The sequence below is a fragment of the Pantoea sp. B566 genome, from assembly GCF_024793925.1.
Classification (GTDB): domain Bacteria; phylum Pseudomonadota; class Gammaproteobacteria; order Enterobacterales; family Enterobacteriaceae; genus Pantoea; species Pantoea ananatis.
Map to the genome: position 1 here is coordinate 2,436,662 of NZ_JANUQL010000003.1, position 20,130 is coordinate 2,456,791.

General features: G+C 54.4%; 17 protein-coding genes. 12 read left to right on the plus strand and 5 right to left on the minus strand.

The genetic code is table 11. The features are described 5' to 3' along the window. Nucleotides 1–3 precede the first annotated feature (3 nt). Complete coding sequence (gene mrcA / locus NYE92_RS13190; protein ID WP_014604852.1) at nt 4–2,556, plus strand: peptidoglycan glycosyltransferase/peptidoglycan DD-transpeptidase MrcA; 2,553 nt, start codon at nt 4–6, stop codon at nt 2,554–2,556. 55 nt (nt 2,557–2,611) lie between these two features. On the opposite strand, the gene nudE is transcribed toward mrcA, so the two are convergent. Beyond that, nucleotides 2,612–3,178: an ADP compounds hydrolase NudE gene (nudE, locus tag NYE92_RS13195; RefSeq protein ID WP_013027514.1), complete on the minus strand. Its 567-nt coding sequence runs from the start codon at nt 3,176–3,178 to the stop codon at nt 2,612–2,614. A 382-nt stretch (nt 3,179–3,560) separates the two neighbouring features. Here nudE and NYE92_RS13200 point away from each other — a divergent pair, with 382 nt between their 5' ends. From NYE92_RS13200 to pckA, 5 genes are all read left to right on the plus strand, one after another. Further along, the gene (locus tag NYE92_RS13200) at nt 3,561–5,696 is read left to right on the plus strand and encodes an intracellular growth attenuator family protein (RefSeq protein ID WP_110286923.1); all 2,136 of its coding nucleotides are present in this window, start codon (nt 3,561–3,563) and stop codon (nt 5,694–5,696) included. A gap of 56 nt (nt 5,697–5,752) precedes the next feature. Further along, entirely contained in the window at nt 5,753–6,418 is a 666-nt protein-coding gene (yrfG, locus tag NYE92_RS13205) for a GMP/IMP nucleotidase (protein ID WP_370620537.1), read from the plus strand. After that, the gene (gene hslR, locus NYE92_RS13210) at nt 6,415–6,816 is read left to right on the plus strand and encodes a ribosome-associated heat shock protein Hsp15 (RefSeq protein WP_013027517.1); all 402 of its coding nucleotides are present in this window, start codon (nt 6,415–6,417) and stop codon (nt 6,814–6,816) included. Before yrfG ends, hslR begins: the two co-directional genes overlap by 4 nt. Before the next feature lie 45 nt (nt 6,817–6,861). After that, complete coding sequence (gene hslO / locus NYE92_RS13215) at nt 6,862–7,728, plus strand: Hsp33 family molecular chaperone HslO (protein WP_013027518.1); 867 nt, start codon at nt 6,862–6,864, stop codon at nt 7,726–7,728. A gap of 280 nt (nt 7,729–8,008) precedes the next feature. Further along, nucleotides 8,009–9,628, plus strand: coding sequence for a phosphoenolpyruvate carboxykinase (ATP) (gene pckA / locus NYE92_RS13220; protein WP_014594786.1), 1,620 nt, complete (start codon nt 8,009–8,011; stop codon nt 9,626–9,628). Between the two features lie 38 nt (nt 9,629–9,666). Here pckA and envZ read toward each other — a convergent pair whose 3' ends face one another. Both envZ and ompR read right to left on the minus strand, forming a co-directional pair. Next, nucleotides 9,667–11,031, minus strand: a complete 1,365-nt coding sequence (gene envZ / locus NYE92_RS13225; RefSeq protein WP_013027520.1) for a two-component system sensor histidine kinase EnvZ — start codon at nt 11,029–11,031, stop codon at nt 9,667–9,669. Then, nucleotides 11,028–11,747: a two-component system response regulator OmpR gene (gene ompR / locus NYE92_RS13230; RefSeq protein WP_001157751.1), complete on the minus strand. Its 720-nt coding sequence runs from the start codon at nt 11,745–11,747 to the stop codon at nt 11,028–11,030. The genes envZ and ompR overlap by 4 nt, the downstream gene beginning before the upstream one ends. A 535-nt stretch (nt 11,748–12,282) precedes the next feature. Here ompR and yjbE point away from each other — a divergent pair. The 4 genes from yjbE (at nt 12,283) to NYE92_RS13250 (ending at nt 17,563) form a co-directional block, all read left to right on the plus strand. Next, nucleotides 12,283–12,531, plus strand: a complete 249-nt coding sequence (gene yjbE, locus NYE92_RS13235) for an exopolysaccharide production protein YjbE (RefSeq protein ID WP_014604850.1) — start codon at nt 12,283–12,285, stop codon at nt 12,529–12,531. Nucleotides 12,532–12,694: 163 nt separating this feature from the next. Beyond that, complete coding sequence (greB, locus tag NYE92_RS13240) at nt 12,695–13,171, plus strand: transcription elongation factor GreB (RefSeq protein ID WP_014604849.1); 477 nt, start codon at nt 12,695–12,697, stop codon at nt 13,169–13,171. 99 nt (nt 13,172–13,270) lie between these two features. Beyond that, entirely contained in the window at nt 13,271–15,595 is a 2,325-nt protein-coding gene (locus NYE92_RS13245; protein ID WP_014604848.1) for a Tex family protein, read from the plus strand. 282 nt (nt 15,596–15,877) lie between these two features. Continuing rightward, complete coding sequence (locus tag NYE92_RS13250; protein ID WP_015699385.1) at nt 15,878–17,563, plus strand: alpha-amylase family glycosyl hydrolase; 1,686 nt, start codon at nt 15,878–15,880, stop codon at nt 17,561–17,563. Here NYE92_RS13250 and NYE92_RS13255 read toward each other — a convergent pair whose 3' ends face one another. Both NYE92_RS13255 and bioH read right to left on the minus strand, forming a co-directional pair. Continuing rightward, nucleotides 17,564–17,833 carry a YdgH/BhsA/McbA-like domain containing protein gene (locus NYE92_RS13255; protein WP_026021071.1) on the minus strand — a complete coding sequence of 90 codons (270 nt, stop codon included), beginning with the start codon at nt 17,831–17,833 and terminating at the stop codon, nt 17,564–17,566. Nucleotides 17,834–18,002: 169 nt separating this feature from the next. After that, nucleotides 18,003–18,779: a pimeloyl-ACP methyl ester esterase BioH gene (bioH, locus tag NYE92_RS13260; RefSeq protein WP_014594791.1), complete on the minus strand. Its 777-nt coding sequence runs from the start codon at nt 18,777–18,779 to the stop codon at nt 18,003–18,005. A 34-nt stretch (nt 18,780–18,813) separates the two neighbouring features. On the opposite strand from bioH, the gene gntX reads away from it, so the two are divergent. Beyond that, nucleotides 18,814–19,494, plus strand: coding sequence for a DNA utilization protein GntX (gene gntX, locus NYE92_RS13265; RefSeq protein ID WP_014604845.1), 681 nt, complete (start codon nt 18,814–18,816; stop codon nt 19,492–19,494). A 58-nt stretch (nt 19,495–19,552) separates the two neighbouring features. Further along, on the plus strand, nt 19,553–20,128 hold the full coding sequence (nfuA, locus tag NYE92_RS13270) for a Fe-S biogenesis protein NfuA (protein ID WP_013027528.1): 576 nt from the start codon (nt 19,553–19,555) through the stop codon (nt 20,126–20,128). Nucleotides 20,129–20,130 lie beyond the last annotated feature (2 nt).

A 20,130-nucleotide genomic window follows, 5' to 3' on the forward strand; every position in this document is an offset into this window, starting at 1 on the left:
CAGGTGAAGTTCGTAAAGTATTTATTGATCCTTGCAGTGTGTTGCATCTTGCTGGGAGCTGGCTCGATTTATGGTTTGTACAAATACATTGAGCCACAGCTGCCCGACGTTAACACGCTGAAAGATGTGCGTTTGCAAACCCCTATGCAGGTTTACAGCGCTGAGGGCGATCTTATCGCTCAGTACGGTGAAATGCGCCGTATACCGCTTAGCCTGCAGCAGGTTCCGCCTGAAATGGTGAAAGCGTTCATTGCCACGGAAGACAGCCGCTTCTATGAGCATCACGGTGTGGATCCCATCGGGATTTTTCGTGCTGCCAGCGTTGCGCTGGTGTCAGGTCATGCCTCTCAGGGTGCCAGTACGATTACCCAGCAGCTGGCGCGTAACTTTTTCCTGAGTCCGGAACGCTCCCTGATGCGTAAGATAAAGGAAGCCTTCCTGGCGATTCGCATCGAGCAGTTGCTGAATAAAGACGAAATTCTTGAGCTGTATCTGAATAAAATCTATCTCGGCTATCGGGCTTACGGCGTGGGCGCAGCCTCACAGGTTTATTTTGGTAAGCCTGTCAATGAGCTGTCATTAAGTGAAATGGCGACCATCGCAGGCCTGCCTAAAGCGCCTTCGACGTTTAACCCGCTTTATTCGCACAGCCGTGCGGTAGCACGCCGCAACGTCGTCCTGGCCCGCATGCTGGATCAGCACTACATCACCCAGCAACAGTACGATGAAGCACGTAATACGCCTTTAGTGTCCACTTATCATGGGCCTAAAATCGTCTTCGCTGCGCCTTATCTGAGTGAGATGGTGCGTCAGGAGATGGTAAAACGTTATGGCAACAACGCCTATACCGATGGCTACAAGGTTTACACCACCGTCACACGTCGTCTGCAGCAGTCAGCGCAGGAGGCCGTTCGGAATAACGTGATGGCCTACGATATGCGCCACGGCTACCGCGGCCCTACCAGCGTGCTGTGGAAAGTTGGCGAGCCCGCGTGGGGACAGGCGCAAATTGTTAAGGCGTTAAAAGACCTGCCGTTATACGGCCCGCTTCACCCGGCCGTGGTCACACATGTCCAGAGCGATGAAGCCACCGTTATGATGAAAGATGGCAGCAACGTCTCGCTGACCATGGCAGGCGTGCGCTGGGCGCGTGCCTTTAAGTCGGACACTGCGCAGGGGCCAACCCCTAAGAGCATTACTCAGGTTCTGCAGCCGGGCCAGCAGGTTTGGGTGCGCCAGGTCGGTGAGACATGGTGGCTGGGCCAGGTGCCGGATGTTAACTCGGCGCTGGTTTCGCTGGATCCTGCCAACGGTGCCGTGCGTGCGCTGGTGGGCGGTTTTGACTTTAACCAAAGCATGTTTAACCGCGCCACCCAGGCCCTGCGCCAGGTCGGTTCGAACATCAAACCGTTCCTCTACACGGCCGCGATGGATCGGGGATTAACCCTGGCATCCATTCTTAATGACGTTCCTATTTCCCGCTGGGATGCGGGTGCCGGGGCTGACTGGCGTCCGAAGAACTCCCCGCCGACCTACGATGGTCCGATTCGTCTGCGTCAGGGCCTTGGCCAGTCGAAAAACGTGGTGATGGTGCGTGCGATGCGTGCGATGGGCGTGGACTATGCTGCAGAGTACCTACAGCGCTTTGGCTTCCCGGCTCAGAATATTGTGCATACCGAATCGCTGGCCCTTGGCGCAGCCTCGTTTACGCCTCTGCAGGTCGTGCGCGGCTACTCGGTTATGGCGAATGGCGGTTTCCTGATTGATCCTTACTTCATCAGCAAGATTGAAAATGAGCAGGGACAAACCGTTTTCGAAGAAAAACCGAGAATTGCCTGTCCACAGTGCAACCTGCCCGTGATTTACGGCGAAACCAAAAAAGCGTTGGCGCTGAACGCCGAAAGCGTTGAGAACGTTGCGCCTTCCGCTCAGCAGCAAAACCAGACGGTGCCGCAGCCTGAGCTGGAGCAGGTACCTGCACAGCCACAGTCAGGTGGCGAACAGCTGTATGCGCCACATGTGATTAATACACCGCTGTCATTCCTGATTAAGAGCGCGCTGAACAGTAACATTTTTGGCGAACCGGGCTGGATGGGAACAGGCTGGCGTGCCGGCCGCGACCTGAAACGTAATGACATCGGTGGTAAAACGGGGACAACCAACAGTTCCAAAGATGCCTGGTTCTCGGGGTACGGGCCTGGCGTGGTGACCTCGGTGTGGATTGGTTTTGACGATGCGCGCCGCGATCTGGGCCGCAGTACGCTTTCCGGCGCCATTCCCGATCAGATCTCGGGTTACGAGGGCGGCGCGAAGAGTGCACAGCCTGCCTGGGATGACTTCATGAAGGTTGCCCTGGAGGGCGTTCCTGTGCAGCCGCTGACGCCACCAGAGGGGATTGTGACGGTTACTATCGATCGCAGCACCGGCAAACTGGCCAACGGCGGGGGCAATACGCGCCAGGAATACTTTATCAATGGTACTCAGCCAACCGAGTATTCGGTACATGATGCAGGGACAACCATCATGGATAATGGCGAGAGCCACGAACTGTTTTAATCTTCAGGGGCGGCGCAAGTCGCCCCTGCTCACCGAAAACTGCTTTTACGGCCCATCAATAACTGATACGTCCCTGCTTCACCAGCCACTCACGCACCATAAACAATGCGCTGACGTTGCGTGCCTCGCGAAAATCAGGCTCCTGCAACAAAGCCAGCAGATTACTCAACGGCCAGTGATGGACGACCAGCGGTTCAGGCTCATCGCCTTCCAGCTTCTCCTGATAAAGCCCTTCCGCCACCACAATATTCATCTTGCTGGAAAAGTAGGACGGCGCCAGGGTCAGTTTGCCCAGGGTGGTCAGTTGACCCGCACCAAATCCCGCTTCTTCTTTAAGTTCCCGATCGGCAGCCTGATTTACGGTTTCACCCGGATCAATTAAGCCTTTAGGAAAGCCCAGTTCGTAGCTCTCCAGGCCCACCGCGTACTCTTCAATCAGCACCAGGTGATCGTCAATAATCGGCACGATCATCACCGCTTCACGTTCCGAGGGCTTCATGCGCTCGTAGATACGCCGCGCGCCATTACTAAAGGCCAGATCTACCGCTTCAACAGTAAACAATCGTGACTTCGCCACGGTTTCTACATTGAGGATGTCCGGTTTTTTTAACGACTTTCTCATATCAGCCTCAAACTTGCTGCGCCAGCACTCAGGAACGAATTAGCATACCTAACCCTCCGCCATTGTGCGACTCTCAAGGCGCACGCGAAGCGTATGTTGTTTTTCTACGATAACACTGGTTTGTCAGGTACAAAAAATTTGTGTTAGTCAATATCTCACGCCAAAATTCAGACAATGCCGATACAATAACCTGTGCACTGTGGTTACTATTCTGGCAATGTGTGATGTAATAACGCCTAATTAAATGATTTACATTACTATTTCGTTTATTGTTAAACTTGTCAGCGTTGTTTAACCTCCCATAAGTCGTCTTAACTATCCGGCGCATCTGGGGATAATAAGTTTAAAGTGAAGGCAGTATTTTGGCTGAATTGAGCAAAGCATGAGCACAATAATTATTATATTGGCCGTAGTGCTAACCTGTTCAATTCTGGCAGGTATTGGATTTTGGTACGCTATGCGGCGCAGGCCGCCGTTGGCGAAACCGCTGCCATTTATTAGTCCGCCCTGCCGTAAACTCTCTGAGCGGGAGCGCAAGGCGGTTGAACAATACCTTGCCGCACTGGAAAAACAGCCCCGTATCCTCAGCCCGGGTGAAACCCGTCGTCGTCATGAAAAACTGGTGCTCACGGCACAAAGCAACAACGTTTACCCTGTTACACGGGCGATAACCCGTTATGGCCTTTCCACGGACGATCCGCATAAGTGGCGCTACTACCTCGATGAAGTCGAAGTGCATTTGCCGCCGCTGTGGGAACAGTATATTACGGACGAAAACTACGTTGAGTTAATCCGCACCCAGTCGATCCCCTTGATCATCTCTTTGAACGGGCATTCTCTGGTGGATTACGCTATCGATCAGCAGTCGCTACCCAATTTGATACGTCCGTCCTCCACCAACGCCTCGATCCGTAAAGCCGAAAGTGAAAACGTCGAGCTGGTACGAGTACGCAAAGAAACGCTGGAAGAATACCGACTGTCTCGTCCCGATGGCACGCGCGAAGCCGTAATTATCTCATTTGCCCTGCTGCTGTTTTTTATTGGTTTGCTGCTGCCCGCGAGCCTGATGATCTGGCTGTCCGTCCTTGCTGGCATGATGATTGTCGCCAGCCTGTGGCTGATGTATCGCGTACCGGGTGAAAATGGCCTGCGCGAAATTCACTGCCTGCGCGGGGCCCCCAAGCGCTGGGGCCTGTTTGGGGAGTCAAATCAGGAGCAGAGCAACATTACGCTGGGGATCATCGATCTGGCTTATCCTACACACTGGCAGCCTTACGTCGCGCACGATCTTGGTCAGGTAACGGATGTCGATATTTATCTGAATCGTCAGGTAGTACGCCAGGGGCGCTTCCTTTCGCTTCAGGACGAGGTAAGGAATTTTCCGCTACAGCGCTGGCGGAAAAATGTTGTTCTTGCCGTTGGCTCGCTGATTGTTCTGGCCTTGTTGATCACCTGGATCCCCCTCAGTATGCCCATTAAACTCAGTCTGGCATGGGCTAAAGGGACGGAGAGCCTGGATGTGAATAGCGTAAACCAACTGAGTCGTGAAGATCTTAAAGTAGGCGACAGCCTTAAGGTCACCGGAACCGGTATGTGTGCGGTACCGGACAACTACCAAAGCAACCGCACCTATACTTATATGCCGTTCGATTGCTCGCAAATTTACTGGAATAACGCCACACCGCTGCCGCTGCCCCACTCAGATATTATTGAGAAAGCCTCGGCGTTGCTGGACACCACCACCAGGCAGCTCCATCCTGAAACGAACACCGACCCCAAACTGAACCCACAGTTAGCGTCGGCGATTCAGAAATCAGGCATGATTCTGCTGGATGACTTTTCGGACCTCGTGTTAAAAACGCAGGCGCTTTGCAATCAGGCACAGGACTGTATGCGACTCAAAAATGCGCTGGTCAATCTGGGGAATGCCAAAGACTGGGACACCTTAGTCAGCCGTGCCGATTCTGGCCAGCTAAACGGGATGAATGTCCTGTTGCGTCCGGTCAGTGCGGAGGCGCTGGAAAACCTGGTGCACACGGCAACCTCTACCTTCTTCTTCCGCGAAACGCGCCGCGCCGCAGAGAACCTGAACAGCCCACCGCCAGGCGGGTTTGTTATCGCCAGTGATGAAGGGCATCAGCTCGTCAATCAGCCTCAGCCCGCCGTTCCTCTGTTTGATCTGGATGCGGGTTCGCAGTGGCAAGAGCTACAGCGTCTGTCCTCCTTGTTGCTGCACACACCGTTTAGCGCTACAGGCATCATTACCGGCATTTATACCGATGCCAACGGCACGCGTCATATCGCCCTGCACAATGAGCCTGACGCCATGGCAAAATGGCGCTATCTGGGCGCCGCACTGTTGCTTATCGTGTTGCTGACCTGCGCCATTACCAACGGTCTGCTGGCACTGCGGCGCATCCATCTTAACCGCCAGCGAATGCTTGCTATCCAGCAGTATTACGATAAGTGCTTTAATCCCTCGCTTAACACTATACAGGGCGTGCGCTCCATATTCTGAGCCACCTGCAACTGTGCTACCCTGTTGCGCTGACAAGCAACGGGTGAATTGCCATGATGTTCAACGGGTCCGACATTGACACCGTGCTGCTCGATATGGACGGCACGCTGCTTGATTTGGCGTTTGACCGCTTTTTCTGGCTGGAGCATGTCCCTGACATCCTGAGCACCCAACGCGGCATCCCTGCTGCTCAGGCCCGGCTGATTATTGAAGAAAAATATCAGGCCGTAGCGCATACGCTAAACTGGTATTGTCTGGATTACTGGTCACAGGCGTTGCAGTTGGACATTCATGCCATGACCTGGGAACAACGTCACCGGGTCAGTATCCGCGCGGATACGCTGCCTTTTCTACAGGCACTGCGTCGCGCGGGTAAGCGCACCATCCTGCTGACCAATGCGCATCCCTGGAATCTGGATGTGAAACTCAAACAGACAGCTTTAGCACCACACCTTGATTTATTGCTTTCCACCCATACCTTTGGCTATCCGAAAGAAGATCAGCGTTTGTGGCAGGCAGTTGAGCAGCACACTGGCTTTGATGCATCGCGGACATTGTTCATCGATGACAGCGAAATCATCCTCGATGCCGCCAAATCATGGGGAATCGGCTGGTGCCTGGGCGTCAGTAATCCTGACTCTGGCCGTCCTGAACAACACTTTCAGCGTCACTGTGCGATCAGCGACTACCGCACACTGATTCCGTTCTGGGAGCAGCAATGAAAGAGAAACCCGACGAAGGCGTTCGTCTTGATAAATGGCTTTGGGCGGCACGGTTCTACAAAACCCGCTCGATTGCGCGCGAAATGATTGAAGGTGGCAAGGTTCATTACAATGGTCAGCGGAGTAAACCCAGTAAACTGGTCGAACGGGATGCTGAGTTAACCCTGCGTCAGGGCAATGAGGAGCGAACGGTCGTCATTGCCGAAATCAGCGAGCAGCGGCGCCCCGCCAGTGAAGCACAGTTGCTTTACCGCGAAACCGAAGCCAGTATTGAAAAACGTGAAAAAGTGGCTCTGGCACGCAAGATGAATGCGCTGACCATGCCCCATCCCGATCGCAGGCCCGATAAGAAAGAACGCCGCGATTTGATGAAGTTTAAGTTATCGGGCGATGAGTAAACCGGCTACTGAGCCGGTTATCGTCCGCCAAAAGAGAGAAAAACTATGTCTGTACAAGATCAACTGCGCCGCTATTTATTTGAAAATGCTGCCGTCCGCGGCGAACTGGTTAATGTTTCAAACACCTGGCACGCTATCCTTAAAAATCACGACTACCCGCCAGCCGTACAAACGCTGCTGGGGGAGTTACTTGTGGCAACCAGCTTGCTGACTGCCACGCTTAAATTTGACGGTGAAATTACCGTGCAGCTTCAAGGCGATGGCCCCCTGACCTTAGCCGTGATCAATGGTAATAATCAGCAGGAGTTACGTGGCATCGCCCGCATGAAAGGTGACATTCCTGACGACAGCACGCTCAAAAGCATGGTGGGTAACGGCTATCTGGTTATCACCATCACGCCTGAAAAGGGCGAGCGTTATCAGGGCGTGGTAGGACTGGAAGGTGACACGCTGAGCGACTGTCTGGAAGACTACTTTATGCGCTCCGAGCAATTGCCGACCCGACTGTTTATCCGCACCAGCGACGCAGGCGCAGCCGGGATTCTGCTGCAGGTCCTACCGGCTCAGGACACGAGTAAAGATGACTTTGAGCATCTGGCGACGCTGACAGAAACCATTAAAACCGAAGAGCTGATTGATTTGCCTGCAACCGATGTCCTGTGGCGGCTTTATCACCAGGAAGAGGTGACCGTTTACGATCCGCAGCCGGTTGTTTATAAATGCACATGTTCACGCGAACGCTGTAGCGAGGTGCTGAAAACCCTGCCGCAGGAAGAAGTTGACGAGATCATTGCAGAAGATGGCAAAATCGATATGAACTGCGACTATTGTGGATCGCATTACGTATTCGATGCGGTAGACATTGCCGGGATCCGCAGCAACTCCGTTGAGAACAGCAATCGACTTCACTGATCGGACCAGGGCGGTTATGCCGCCCTGCCTGCCTCACTGCTATGCCATTAATTTACTTAGCAAATTATCTTTTTTTACTTTCATAACATCTTAAAAACGTTCGAAACATATCCTTAACGCGCCCTAAGTCTCATTTTTAACGAACAAGCCTTTCTCGCCTGGCACAGTAGCGTAAACTGCGCGCGATCGCGTCTCCGCCCATCACTCTGTGGCATTTTAAGGACGCGATCCCAAACTCTCTTTGCCCTACAGAACAGACACCGATTTAAGGAGCAGTAAAATGCGCGTTAACGGCCTGACCTCGAAAGCCCTTGCCGATCTGGGCATCACCGATACCACTGAGGTGGTTCATAACCCTGATTACGCTACGCTATTTCAGGAAGAGATGCGTCCGGAGCTCGAAGGTTTTGAGCGTGGCACCCTGACGCAGAGCGGCGCAATCGCCGTTGATACCGGGATTTTTACCGGGCGCTCGCCCAAGGATAAGTACATTGTGCGTGATGACACCACGCGCGATACGCTGTGGTGGAACGATCAAGGAACCGGAAAGAACGATAACCAGCCCCTGTCCCAGGAAACCTGGCAGGCGCTGAAAAAATGCGTGACCCGGCAGCTCTCAGGGAAGCGTCTGTTCGTTATTGATGCCTTCTGCGGGGCTAACCCGGATTCACGCCTGAGCGTGCGTTTTGTTACCGAGGTTGCCTGGCAGGCGCATTTCGTCAAAAACATGTTCATTCAGCCGAGCGCGGCTGAGCTGGATAACTTCACGCCCGATTTTGTGGTGATGAATGGGGCTAAATGCACCAACCCTGACTGGCAGGCACAAGGGCTGCATTCCGAGAACTTTGTTGCCTTTAACCTGACCGAACGTATGCAGCTGATTGGCGGCACATGGTACGGCGGAGAAATGAAGAAGGGGCTGTTCGCGGTGATGAACTATCTGCTGCCGCTGAAGGGCATTGCCTCTATGCACTGCTCCGCCAACGTGGGTAAAGCAGGCGATGTCGCGGTATTCTTTGGACTGTCCGGCACGGGTAAAACCACGCTTTCTACCGATCCGGACCGCCAGTTAATCGGTGACGACGAACACGGCTGGGACGATGACGGCGTGTTCAACTTTGAAGGCGGCTGTTACGCGAAAACGATTAACCTTTCTGAACAGGCTGAGCCGGAAATCTATCGCGCCATTCGTCGTAACGCCTTACTGGAAAACGTCGTGGTACGTGAAGACGGCAGCATCGATTTTGCTGACGGCAGCAAAACCGAAAACACCCGTGTGTCCTATCCGATTAACCATATCGACAATATTGTTCAGCCGGTTTCCAAAGCAGGCCATGCGAAGAAAGTCATTTTCCTGACCGCCGACGCCTTTGGCGTGCTGCCGCCCGTCTCCAGACTGACGCCAGAGCAGACTCAGTATCATTTCCTGTCGGGCTTTACAGCGAAGCTGGCAGGCACGGAGCGCGGAGTAACGGCGCCAACGCCAACCTTCTCAGCCTGTTTTGGCGCAGCCTTCCTGACGCTGCATCCCACACAGTATGCAGAAGTGTTGGTGAAACGCATGGAAGCGGCGGGCGCGCAGGCTTATCTGGTTAATACGGGCTGGAACGGCAGTGGCAAGCGTATCTCATTGAAGAATACCCGCGCCATCATCAACGCCATTCTGGCCGGTGAACTGGATGATGCACCAACGGAGACCCTGCCGGTGTTCAACCTGCAGGTGCCAAAAACGTTGGGCGATCTGGATGCCGAAACGCTCGACCCGCGTCGTACCTGGGAAAGCGAAGAGAAGTGGCAAGCGGCGGCAGATGATTTAGCCCAGCGCTTTATCACTAACTTTGAAAAATATACCGATAATGCGGCCGGTGCTGCGTTGGTAAAAGCAGGTCCTCAGCGTTAATCACAGCGGCGCGGCTTAACAGGCCGCGCCGCTGCTGTTTAACTCAGTGCAAGGTTGCTGTTGTTGGCGCCCGACTCCGGGCTTTCCGCTAAGGGTAACCAGGCACGGATACGTAATCCGCCGCGTTCACTGTCACCGATCTCTAGCGAACCCTGATGCGCATCAATAATGCGCTGGACGATCGCCAGCCCAAGGCCCGTGCCGCTGGTGCTGCGTGCGCTGTCACCGCGCACAAATGGCTGAAAGAGATGCGCCAGCTGATCCGGCTTAATGCCGGGACCGTCATCTTCAACCTGGAACCAGGCCCTATGCAGCTCGCGTCCGCTGCTGACTTTGATCCAGCCGTTGCCGTAACGCGCCGCGTTCACCACCAGGTTAGCCAGGGCGCGCTTAATCGAAAGGGGATTAATCTCCAGCATGAGCTCTTCTGCCATGACGGCGTTTTCAATTTCACGTTCATAACCGCTTTCTGCGGCCACTACTTCGCCCAGCACGCTGTTAAGATCGGCCAGCTCAGTCTGCATCTCCTGCCCGGTGCGCAGGTAATCGATGAACTGCTCGATGATGGCATTGCACTCTTCGATGTCTTTGTTAATCGACTCTGCCAGGTAGCCATCCTGTTCATTCATCATTTCCGTCGCGAGCCGGATGCGCGTCAAAGGGGTGCGTAAATCGTGGCTGACGCCCGCCATCAACAAAGTGCGGTCATCGGCAAGCTGCTTAACGCCCGCCGCCATTTGGTTAAACGCGCGCGTCACCGAACGCACCTCTGACGCACCGTATTCACGTAATGGTGGGGGAATAATGCCCTTGCCCACCTGTAATGCGGCATGTTCTAAATCGACTAACGGGCGGTTCTGGATGCGGATAAAAAGCCATGCGCCGCCTATCGCCAGCAACATTATCGCCAGGGTATAGCGGAACAGCGGCGAGAAATCACCCTGATGAATTTCCGTTAACGGCACCCGTACCCAAATGTCGGGCGATAGCCAGGTTTTGAGCCAGACAACAGGGGAGTTTTTGTTGACCTCGACGCGAACGTCTGTCGGGCCGCCAAGCTGCTGGCCCATCTGATCGCTAAGGAATTTGTAGTGCTGCGCCCAGCGCAGTCCGCTCTCCTCTGCCGCCGCATTGGTATAAAGCGAAATACCCAGTTCACGATAAATTTCGCGACGAAAAGCGGGCGGCACTTCCAGCTGCGTACCATCTTCCAGTTGTAAACGGTCGGTCATCAGCATACGCACTTCGTAGGCGAGGACTTTATTAAACTGTTGCAGGCTCGGAAGAATGGCAAAGTTCAGTACCACCAGGTAGGTCGTTACCAGGCTGACGAACAGCAAGGTAACGATCAACAACAGGGTGCGTGCAAATGAACTTCGTGGCGAGAAGCGCAGCCGCCTCATGCTTTACTGCCGTCCGGAACAAATACATAGCCCAGGCCCCAAACGGTCTGGATGTAGCGTGGATGGGCTGGATCTTCTTCCACCATGCGTCGCAGGCGGGAAATCTGCACGTCGATAGAACGTTCCATGGCGCTGTACTCCCGACCACGGGCCAAATTCATCAGCTTATCGCGCGACAGCGGCTCACGTGGATGGCTTACCAGCGCCTTGAGAACGGCAAATTCACCGCTGGTCAACGGCATAGGTTCGTCTTCACGGAACATCTCACGCGTGCCCAGGTTAAGCTTGAACTTGCCAAAAGCGATGACCGCTTCTTCCTGAGACGGCGCACCGGGCAGTTCATTGGCCTGACGGCGCAATACCGCACGAATACGCGCCAGCAGCTCACGTGGGTTGAACGGCTTTGGAATATAGTCGTCAGCACCGATTTCCAGCCCAACGATGCGATCCACTTCTTCGCCCTTGGCGGTCACCATAATGATAGGCATCGGGTTGCTCTGACTGCGCAGGCGGCGGCAAATGGAAAGACCATCTTCGCCAGGCAGCATCAGATCAAGCACCATTAAATGGAAGGATTCGCGGGTTAACAGACGGTCCATCTGCTCGGCGTTGGCGACACTGCGCACCTGAAAGCCCTGCTCGGTAAGATAGCGCTCTAATAGTGCACGTAAACGCATATCGTCATCGACGACCAGAATCTTGTAGTTTTCTTGCATTTTTAACTCCCAAAGGCGCTATTGCCTGAGCCGATATTGTTAAAAAAAGATGCGGCACAGTGACAGTGTTTAATGGTTTATATTCTAGTCAAAATTGTTACAAAGCATATTAAACAGCAGCTTATATTTAAATTTTGGTCTGACGGCCGGGCAAGCTGCGTAATGACCACGGCGTTGAACAGAATACGGCAAATCTGAAATATTGGGTAAAATTCCGCTATTCACTGGTTTAGACGCGGCACACCGTGGCACAGCACTTGCAAATTCAAGCGCTTGCCAGAAAATTTGACTTAAATGACGTTCGTATCTGACGACGAATCCCGGATAGTCCGGTTTTTTAGACTGATAACAGCATAATATTCGGAAAAAAAACAGGTTAATACGCGACCTCTCTCGGATTAGTTTGATAAGCCTCCCGAACAAGGCCATCTGCAGGTAAAGAGAGATAAATCAAACAGTAAAGCCCGCTTTGCGGCCCAATGGATTTCACCCACACTATAGCGACACCAACTTGCCGCTTTACGGGGAAACCATAATGAAAAAAACGATTTTACTGCTGAGCGCACTGGCTTTGGCCAGCGTCGGTCAGACTTATGCCGCTACCGCAACCGGTGAAGCCGCGGGCGCACAGGCAACGACCACCGCTCAGGGTAACTCCAACGCGATTGGTATTGGCGCAGTCGCCGCTCTGCTGGGCGTTGGACTGGCAACGGCTGGCGGCGGCGGCGGTGACGGCACCAACAGCAGCACCTCGACGACCACCTCGACCAAAGCCGGTAAGTAATTCCTGCCGCCACGGAACCGCACCGGTCTGGATATGACAGCCCCATCCTCTGTCATCGCCGTATAAGGGTTTTTTAACAGGTAAAAAACCCTTTTCCCACCTCTTTTTCGCCACGCACGATTTGCTTTACACTGATCCTCTTTCGATTTGACCGGCTTGTACCATGAGAACCCGACTGATTACCCGAGAAGGTTTCAACACCTTAAAAGCTGAACTCGATCACCTGTGGCGTGAAGAGCGACCTGAAGTCACCAAAAAAGTGACCTGGGCCGCCAGCCTCGGCGACCGCAGCGAAAATGCGGATTATCAATACAATAAGAAACGCCTGCGTGAAATTGACCGCCGCGTGCGCTATTTGAGCAAGAGCATTGAGCAACTGCGCATTGTGGATTATTCACCCCAGCAGGATGGCAAAGTATTTTTTGGCGCCTGGGTTGAAGTCGAAAACGATGACGGCGATGTGAAGCGCTTCCGTATCGTGGGTTACGATGAGATTTTTGGCCGCAAGGATTACATCTCAATTGACTCGCCCATGGCGCGGGCGCTGTTAAAAAAGGCCGTCGGCGACGCGGCGGTAGTAGAAACGCCAGCGGGCCCGGCATGCTGGTATGTCAATGAAATTAGCTATGTTGAAGGCTGATTCAGAATATCGCTGAAAGCAGGCCGCTTCTCTGGCAATTTCAGCCATCAATCCGTATAACTATCGGCTATTTCTCAACCCAGAAAGCATAATAGTCCGATGATGAATGTTCTTAGCCAGCTAATTGCAAGTGAGCTACAGGCGCGCCCTGAGCAAGTTGATGCGGCCGTCCGCCTGTTGGATGAAGGGAATACCGTGCCGTTTATCGCACGTTATCGTAAAGAGGTGACGGGCGGCCTGGATGATACACAACTCCGCCAGCTCGAAACCCGCCTCAGCTACCTGCGTGAATTATCCGAGCGTCGGCAGGCCATCCTGAAATCTATAGAGGAACAGGGAAAACTCACCGACGATCTGGCGAATGCCATCAATACCACCCTCAGCAAAACCGAACTTGAAGACCTCTACCTGCCCTATAAGCCTAAGCGCCGTACGCGTGGCCAAATCGCGATTGAAGCCGGGCTGGAACCCCTGGCCGATACCTTATGGCAGGATCCTTCACAGGACCCTGAGCAGTTGGCAACAGGCTATGTGAATGTGGATAACGGTGTCGCTGACGTTCGTGCGGCGCTGGATGGCGCGCGTTATATCCTGATGGAGCGCTTTGCTGAAGATGCCGCCCTGCTGGCTAAAGTCCGCCACTATTTGTGGAAAAATGCCCATCTGGTCTCAAACGTGGTGGAAGGCAAAGAGGAAGAAGGCGCGAAATTCCGCGACTACTTCGATCACCATGAGCCGCTGCACAGCGTCCCTTCGCATCGCGCGCTGGCCATGCTGCGCGGTCGTAATGAAGGTATTTTACAGCTGTCGCTGAATGCCGATCCGCAGTTTGATGAGCCACCGCGCGAAAGCCACGGTGAAACCCTGATTGCGGAACACCTGAATCTGCGACTGAATAACGCACCGGCTGACAGCTGGCGCAAGGCCGTGGTCAGTTGGACCTGGCGCATCAAAGTCATGCTGCATCTGGAAACCGAGCTGATGGGTACCGTTCGCGAGCGTGCGGAAGACGAGGCCATTAACGTCTTTGCCCGTAACCTGCACGACCTGTTAATGGCGGCACCTGCGGGCATGAGGGCCACGATGGGCCTGGATCCCGGCCTGCGTACCGGTGTGAAAGTTGCCGTGGTTGACGCGACCGGCAAGCTGGTCGCCACCGATACAGTTTATCCGCATACCGGGCAAACGGCCAAGGCGGCGGCGGCGGTCGCGGCGCTGTGCGTGAAACATCAGGTGGAACTGGTCGCCATCGGTAATGGCACCGCCTCACGTGAAACCGAGCGCTTCTTTCTGGATCTGCAAAAACAGTTTCCCCAGGTCACCGCCCAGAAAGTGATCGTCAGCGAAGCGGGCGCCTCAGTCTACTCCGCGTCTGAATTAGCTGCGCTGGAATTTCCGGATCTGGATGTCTCACTGCGTGGCGCAGTGTCGATCGCCCGTCGCCTGCAGGATCCGCTGGCCGAACTGGTGAAAATCGATCCGAAATCGATCGGTGTCGGCCAGTATCAGCATGACGTCAGCCAGAGCCAGCTAGCAAAAAAACTGGATGCGGTGGTGGAAGACTGTGTGAACGCTGTCGGTGTCGATCTCAACACGGCTTCGGTACCGCTGCTGACGCGCGTGGCCGGGTTAACCCGCATGATGGCACAAAATATTGTTGGCTGGCGCGATGAAAACGGCCGTTTCCAGAACCGTCAGCAGCTTCTCAAGGTCAGCCGTCTTGGGCCTAAAGCGTTTGAGCAGTGCGCTGGCTTCCTGCGCATCAACCACGGCGATAATCCACTGGATGCCTCGACGGTGCACCCGGAAGCTTATCCGGTGGTGGAACGCATTCTGGCCGCGACCGAGCAGGCGCTGAGTGAGCTGATGGGCAATCCCACCAGCCTGCGTAACCTGAAAGCGTTGGACTTCACAGACGACCGCTTTGGTTTACCTACTGTGACCGACATCATGAAAGAGCTGGAAAAGCCGGGCCGCGATCCCCGTCCTGAGTTTAAAACGGCACAGTTTGCCGAAGGCGTGGAAACCCTGAATGACCTGATGCCAGGCATGGTACTTGAAGGCGCCGTGACCAACGTCACCAACTTTGGTGCGTTCGTCGATATTGGCGTGCATCAGGATGGCCTGGTTCATATTTCTTCGCTGTCGGACAAGTTTGTGGAAGATCCTCATCAGGTCGTAAAAGCGGGCGACATCGTTAAAGTTAAAGTGATGGAAGTGGATCTACAACGTAAGCGCATTGCCTTAACCATGCGCCTTGACGAGCAGCCGGGAGAAGGCAACGCGCGCGGCGCTAAGAGCGGTGCGCCACGCGAAGAAAAACGTCCGGCCGCGAACAAAGGCCGCGCACGTCCTGCCAGCCAGCCCGCAGGCAACAGCGCCATGGGCGACGCGCTGGCGGCGGCATTCGGTAAAAAACGCTAGTTACGCACCACGCAGTCACCTCTTATCCCCGTCATGGAGAAGGAGGTGACTGTCATCCTTCTCTCGCTGGTCGCTCGTTTTATCTGAACAGAAAAAACGTTCCAGGCCGCCTCTGTTTACCTTCTGACGCGGGCGCAGTTGCCGATGTGGGGCTTCACGCCTGCTGCTTTGCACTGGCTTTTCAGGCCGACCTGGCACGTTTGAGTTGAAAATCCCCGCCCTGACGCTACGCTAAAAAGACGCCCGTCATAATAACGACACCTGCTGTGGCACCCTTTGATAATGGAAAAGATCACTGCTTTAATCGATAAGATTTATGCCGATGCCTTTCCTCAGGCTATGCGCGAACGCCTGCTCGCCACGATCGTTGAAGCCCGTGACACCACTAAGCTGCCGAGAAAGGCCCACTGGGATGAGCAGGACGTGGTGCTGATTACGTATGCCGATCAGTTCCGCGAGCCGGGCAAACCCACACTCAACACCTTTTCACGTTTCTACCAGCAGCATTTGCACGCCACGTTTCCGCTGGTGCACCTCCTGCCGTTTTATCCCTATTCGTCTGACGACGGCTTTTCGGTCATTAACTACCATCAGGTCGATCCGCTGTGTGGCGACTGGCAGGACATTGCCTTACTGCATCAGGAAACGCGCCTGATGTTCGACTTTGTCTGTAACCATATGTCAGCGCATAGTGCGTGGTTTAAACATTATCTTGCTCAGGATGAAGGCTGGGATGATTTTTTTATCAGCCTGCCGCCCACCACCGACCTCAGCGCGGTCACGCGGCCAAGAACGTCACCGTTGCTCACCCCCTTTACGCTGGAAAACGGTGAAATCCGCTTTGTCTGGACCACGTTCAGTGCCGATCAGATTGACCTTAACTTTGCCCGTCCCAGGGTGCTGGTGCGCATGGTAGAGGTGCTACTCGACTATCTGAAACGTGGCGCGGACTATGTGCGACTGGATGCGGTGGGATACATGTGGAAAACGCCAGGCACGAACTGTATTCACCTCGAAAAAACGCATCTGCTGGTCAAACTGTTTCGCGCCATTGCCGACGTGGTCGCACCCGGCACCGTCATCATCACCGAAACGAATGTGCCGCACAAAGACAACATCAGCTACTTTGGTAACGGGCAAGACGAAGCCCAGATGGTGTATCAGTTTTCCTTGCCGCCGCTGGTGCTACACGCCATCCACACCGGATCGGCTCGCGCTCTGCGTCAATGGGCCAGCACCCTGCAGGTGGGCAATGGCGATACAACCTTTTTTAACTTCCTGGCCTCGCACGATGGTATAGGTCTTAATCCGGCACGCGGGATTTTATCGGAGGTGGAGATCACGGCGCTGGTGCGCGATCTGGCACTGGAGGGGGCGCTGATCTCCTATAAAAACAATCCTGACGGCAGCACCAGCCCATACGAAATCAACGTGACCTATTTCGACGCGCTTAACCGCGAAGGCGATGACGACGAAACGCGCCTCAAACGCTTTATGCTGGCGCATGCTATTTTACTGGCCTTTCCGGGTGTTCCAGCCGTCTATATTCAAAGCATCCTGGGATCGCGTAATGACTATGACGGCGTACGTGAGGCAGGCCATAACCGGGCCATTAACCGGCAAAAATATTCGCTCTCCGCTATCGAAGACGCACTGGTGAACAGCGACGGCTTACGCCATCAGGTTTATACCCGGCTGAGCAAACTGATTCAGCAGCGTCGACGCCAGACGGCCTTTCATCCCGACAACCCGTTGACGTTGTTTCAGAGCGATAATGCCCTGCTCATCATGAAGCGTTATTCGCATAACGGCGGTGATGAATTACTGTGTGTGTTTAATCTCAGTGGCAGGCAGATTGAAGCCCGGTTACCGGAGGCGCATCTTTTTCAGGATGTGGTAAGCGGTGAGAAAATTGATGGCACCCAGCCAGTAACGCTGGATGCCTGGCAATTCATGTGGCTACGATAATTACTTGTACACTTCCGCTGTCGCACTGAACTTACCGTGCTCACGACCCGCGATCACCAGGAAGTATTTGCCACCCTTCTCATCAGCGGCCTCTGACAGCTTCTTCTTAGCATCCATCGGCGACGTGGTTTCGGCCGTGGTATTTACGGTGCCGATTTTGGTCAGATGCATCTTCTGCACTTCTTCTTTGGTGACTTCTTTCGCCGCCAGAGCAGAGAATGACACTGCGCCCATCATCATTGATGCAACAACCCATTTCATAACCTTCATTTGTCTACCCTCATTCATGATCCATTGTTGAGATGTAAGCAGCCGCAAATCGCTTAAGGCTATATCGAACGGCATAGTCATCTCCCTGACTAATCGCATAGAAGTGCAGCGGCCTTGCTCACTCATGAAGTATTGCCGCTGCGCAGAAATTTGCCAGTAACGGCCAGGGTTATCTGTCTAATTTGCTGATAAATGAAACAATGTGCTGGCAGAACGCATCCGGGTGCGAAATAAAGGGGGCATGTGCCGCTTTGTCCGTTACGACAGACGGCGACGTGGGCAGCAGCGGATCGAGTTGCTGCACAATCCGGCGCGGCACCAGACCATCCAGCGCGCCATACATCCGCAAAAAGGGCAGCGTAATGGCCGTAAGCCTGTCACGCAAGTCATCGTCGCTCAGAATCGTCAGGCCGCCATTGAGCACGTCCACGTCTGGCATCGGCTGCGACAATACCACCTCCTTAAGCTTACGTGCATCCGCCCGAGCGGTTTCCGTTCCCATGGTCTGCAGCGCCAGAAAACGCTCGACGGTACGCTGAAAATCGTGACTGAGCTGCTGCTGGAAGTTATGCAGGGTTAAGGGGGCAATACCCGGCCAGTCATCGCGGGCCGTAAAACAGGGCGAAGAAGCCACCGTAATCAGGGCGCGTAACCGCTCTGGCTCGCTCAACGCCAGCTGTGTGGCGACCAACCCACCAAGCGACCACCCCAGCACAATGGCGCGAGGCGGCAGAAAGGGCACCAGTGCCTGCGCCATCTGTTCCAGCGACAGGGCAGCAAACCCGCGGCTGCGACCATAGCCAGGCAGATCCACCAGGTGCAGGCGAAACTGTGCGCTGAGTCGCGGCACAATGTTTTGCCACACTTCCGCATTCAGTCCCCAGCCGTGCAGCAGCACAAGATCGTCATCTCCTTCGCCACAGGTATGCCAGTAAAGTGAGCTCATCCGTTACTATTCCATGATTGATAAGGAGGTCACTATGCTACCAATGCCCGCCCTGTGTTGGCTATGTCAGTTACCCTTGCGGATTGCCCTGCATGGACTCTGCAGCATTTGCCTGCGCCAGCTACCACGGCTGCCGTCACTGTGTCCGTGCTGCGGCCTTCCTGCCGCATCCGATGCTCTGCCCTGCGGTCGTTGCCTGCTTAGACCGCCGCCCTGGCAGGCGCTAATCTGCGTCAGCCACTATCAGCCCCCGCTCAGCACATGGGTGAATCAATTAAAATTTTCGGGTATTACCGCACTCAGGGTGATGCTGGCCCGGCTGCTTTTGCTAAGCTGGCTCAATGCGTATCGCAGAGGACAGACCGTTCGTCCCGACTTACTGATGTGTGTTCCGCTGCATGCCCGACGCTGCTGGCGGCGCGGTTACAACCAGACGGCCCTGTTGGCAACGCCGCTGGCACGCTGGCTGGAGTGTGAATTCAGCCTGGCGTTATCCCGTCAGCGCGCCGGCGCCGTTCAGCATCAGTTGAGTGCCCGTCAGCGGCGCCGCAATCTACGCGGTGCGTTTTGCCTTGAAACGGATGTTAACGGACGCCATATCGCCTTAATCGATGATGTGGTGACGACCGGCAGCACGGTCAGAGAAATCAGCCGCCTGTTACAGGGGCGAGGCGCAGCCAGCGTGCAAGTGTGGTGCCTGTGCCGTACCTTGTAGAGCCTGAATGATGGGCGTATTATAACCAACTAAATTAGTCAACTATTGAGCAACTGACATGATCCGAATTACTGATTCTGCCCAAGAGCATTTTTCAAAACTGCTATCCAAACAAGAAGATGGCACCCAGATTCGCGTATTCGTGATTAACCCGGGTACGCCAACTGCCGAATGCGGTGTGTCCTACTGCCCACCGGATGCGGTAGAAGCGACAGATACTGAACTGAAATTTGAAAAGCTGTCAGCCTATGTGGATGAGCTGAGCGCGCCCTATTTGGAAGACGCTGAAATCGACTTCGTAACGGATAACCTGGGTTCGCAGCTGACGCTCAAGGCGCCTAATGCCAAAATGCGTAAAGTTTCCGATGATGCGCCGATGGTTGAGCGTGTTGAGTACCTGTTACAGGCTCAGATTAACCCGCAGCTGGCAGGCCACGGCGGTCGCGTTTCGCTGATGGAAATCACCGACGACGGTTTTGCTATTCTGCAATTCGGCGGCGGCTGTAACGGCTGTTCGATGATCGACGTCACCCTTAAAGACGGCATTGAGAAAGAACTGCTGGCGGCGTTCCCGCAGCTGAAAGGCGTGCGCGATATCACCGAACATCAGCGTGGCGAGCACTCTTTCTACTGATG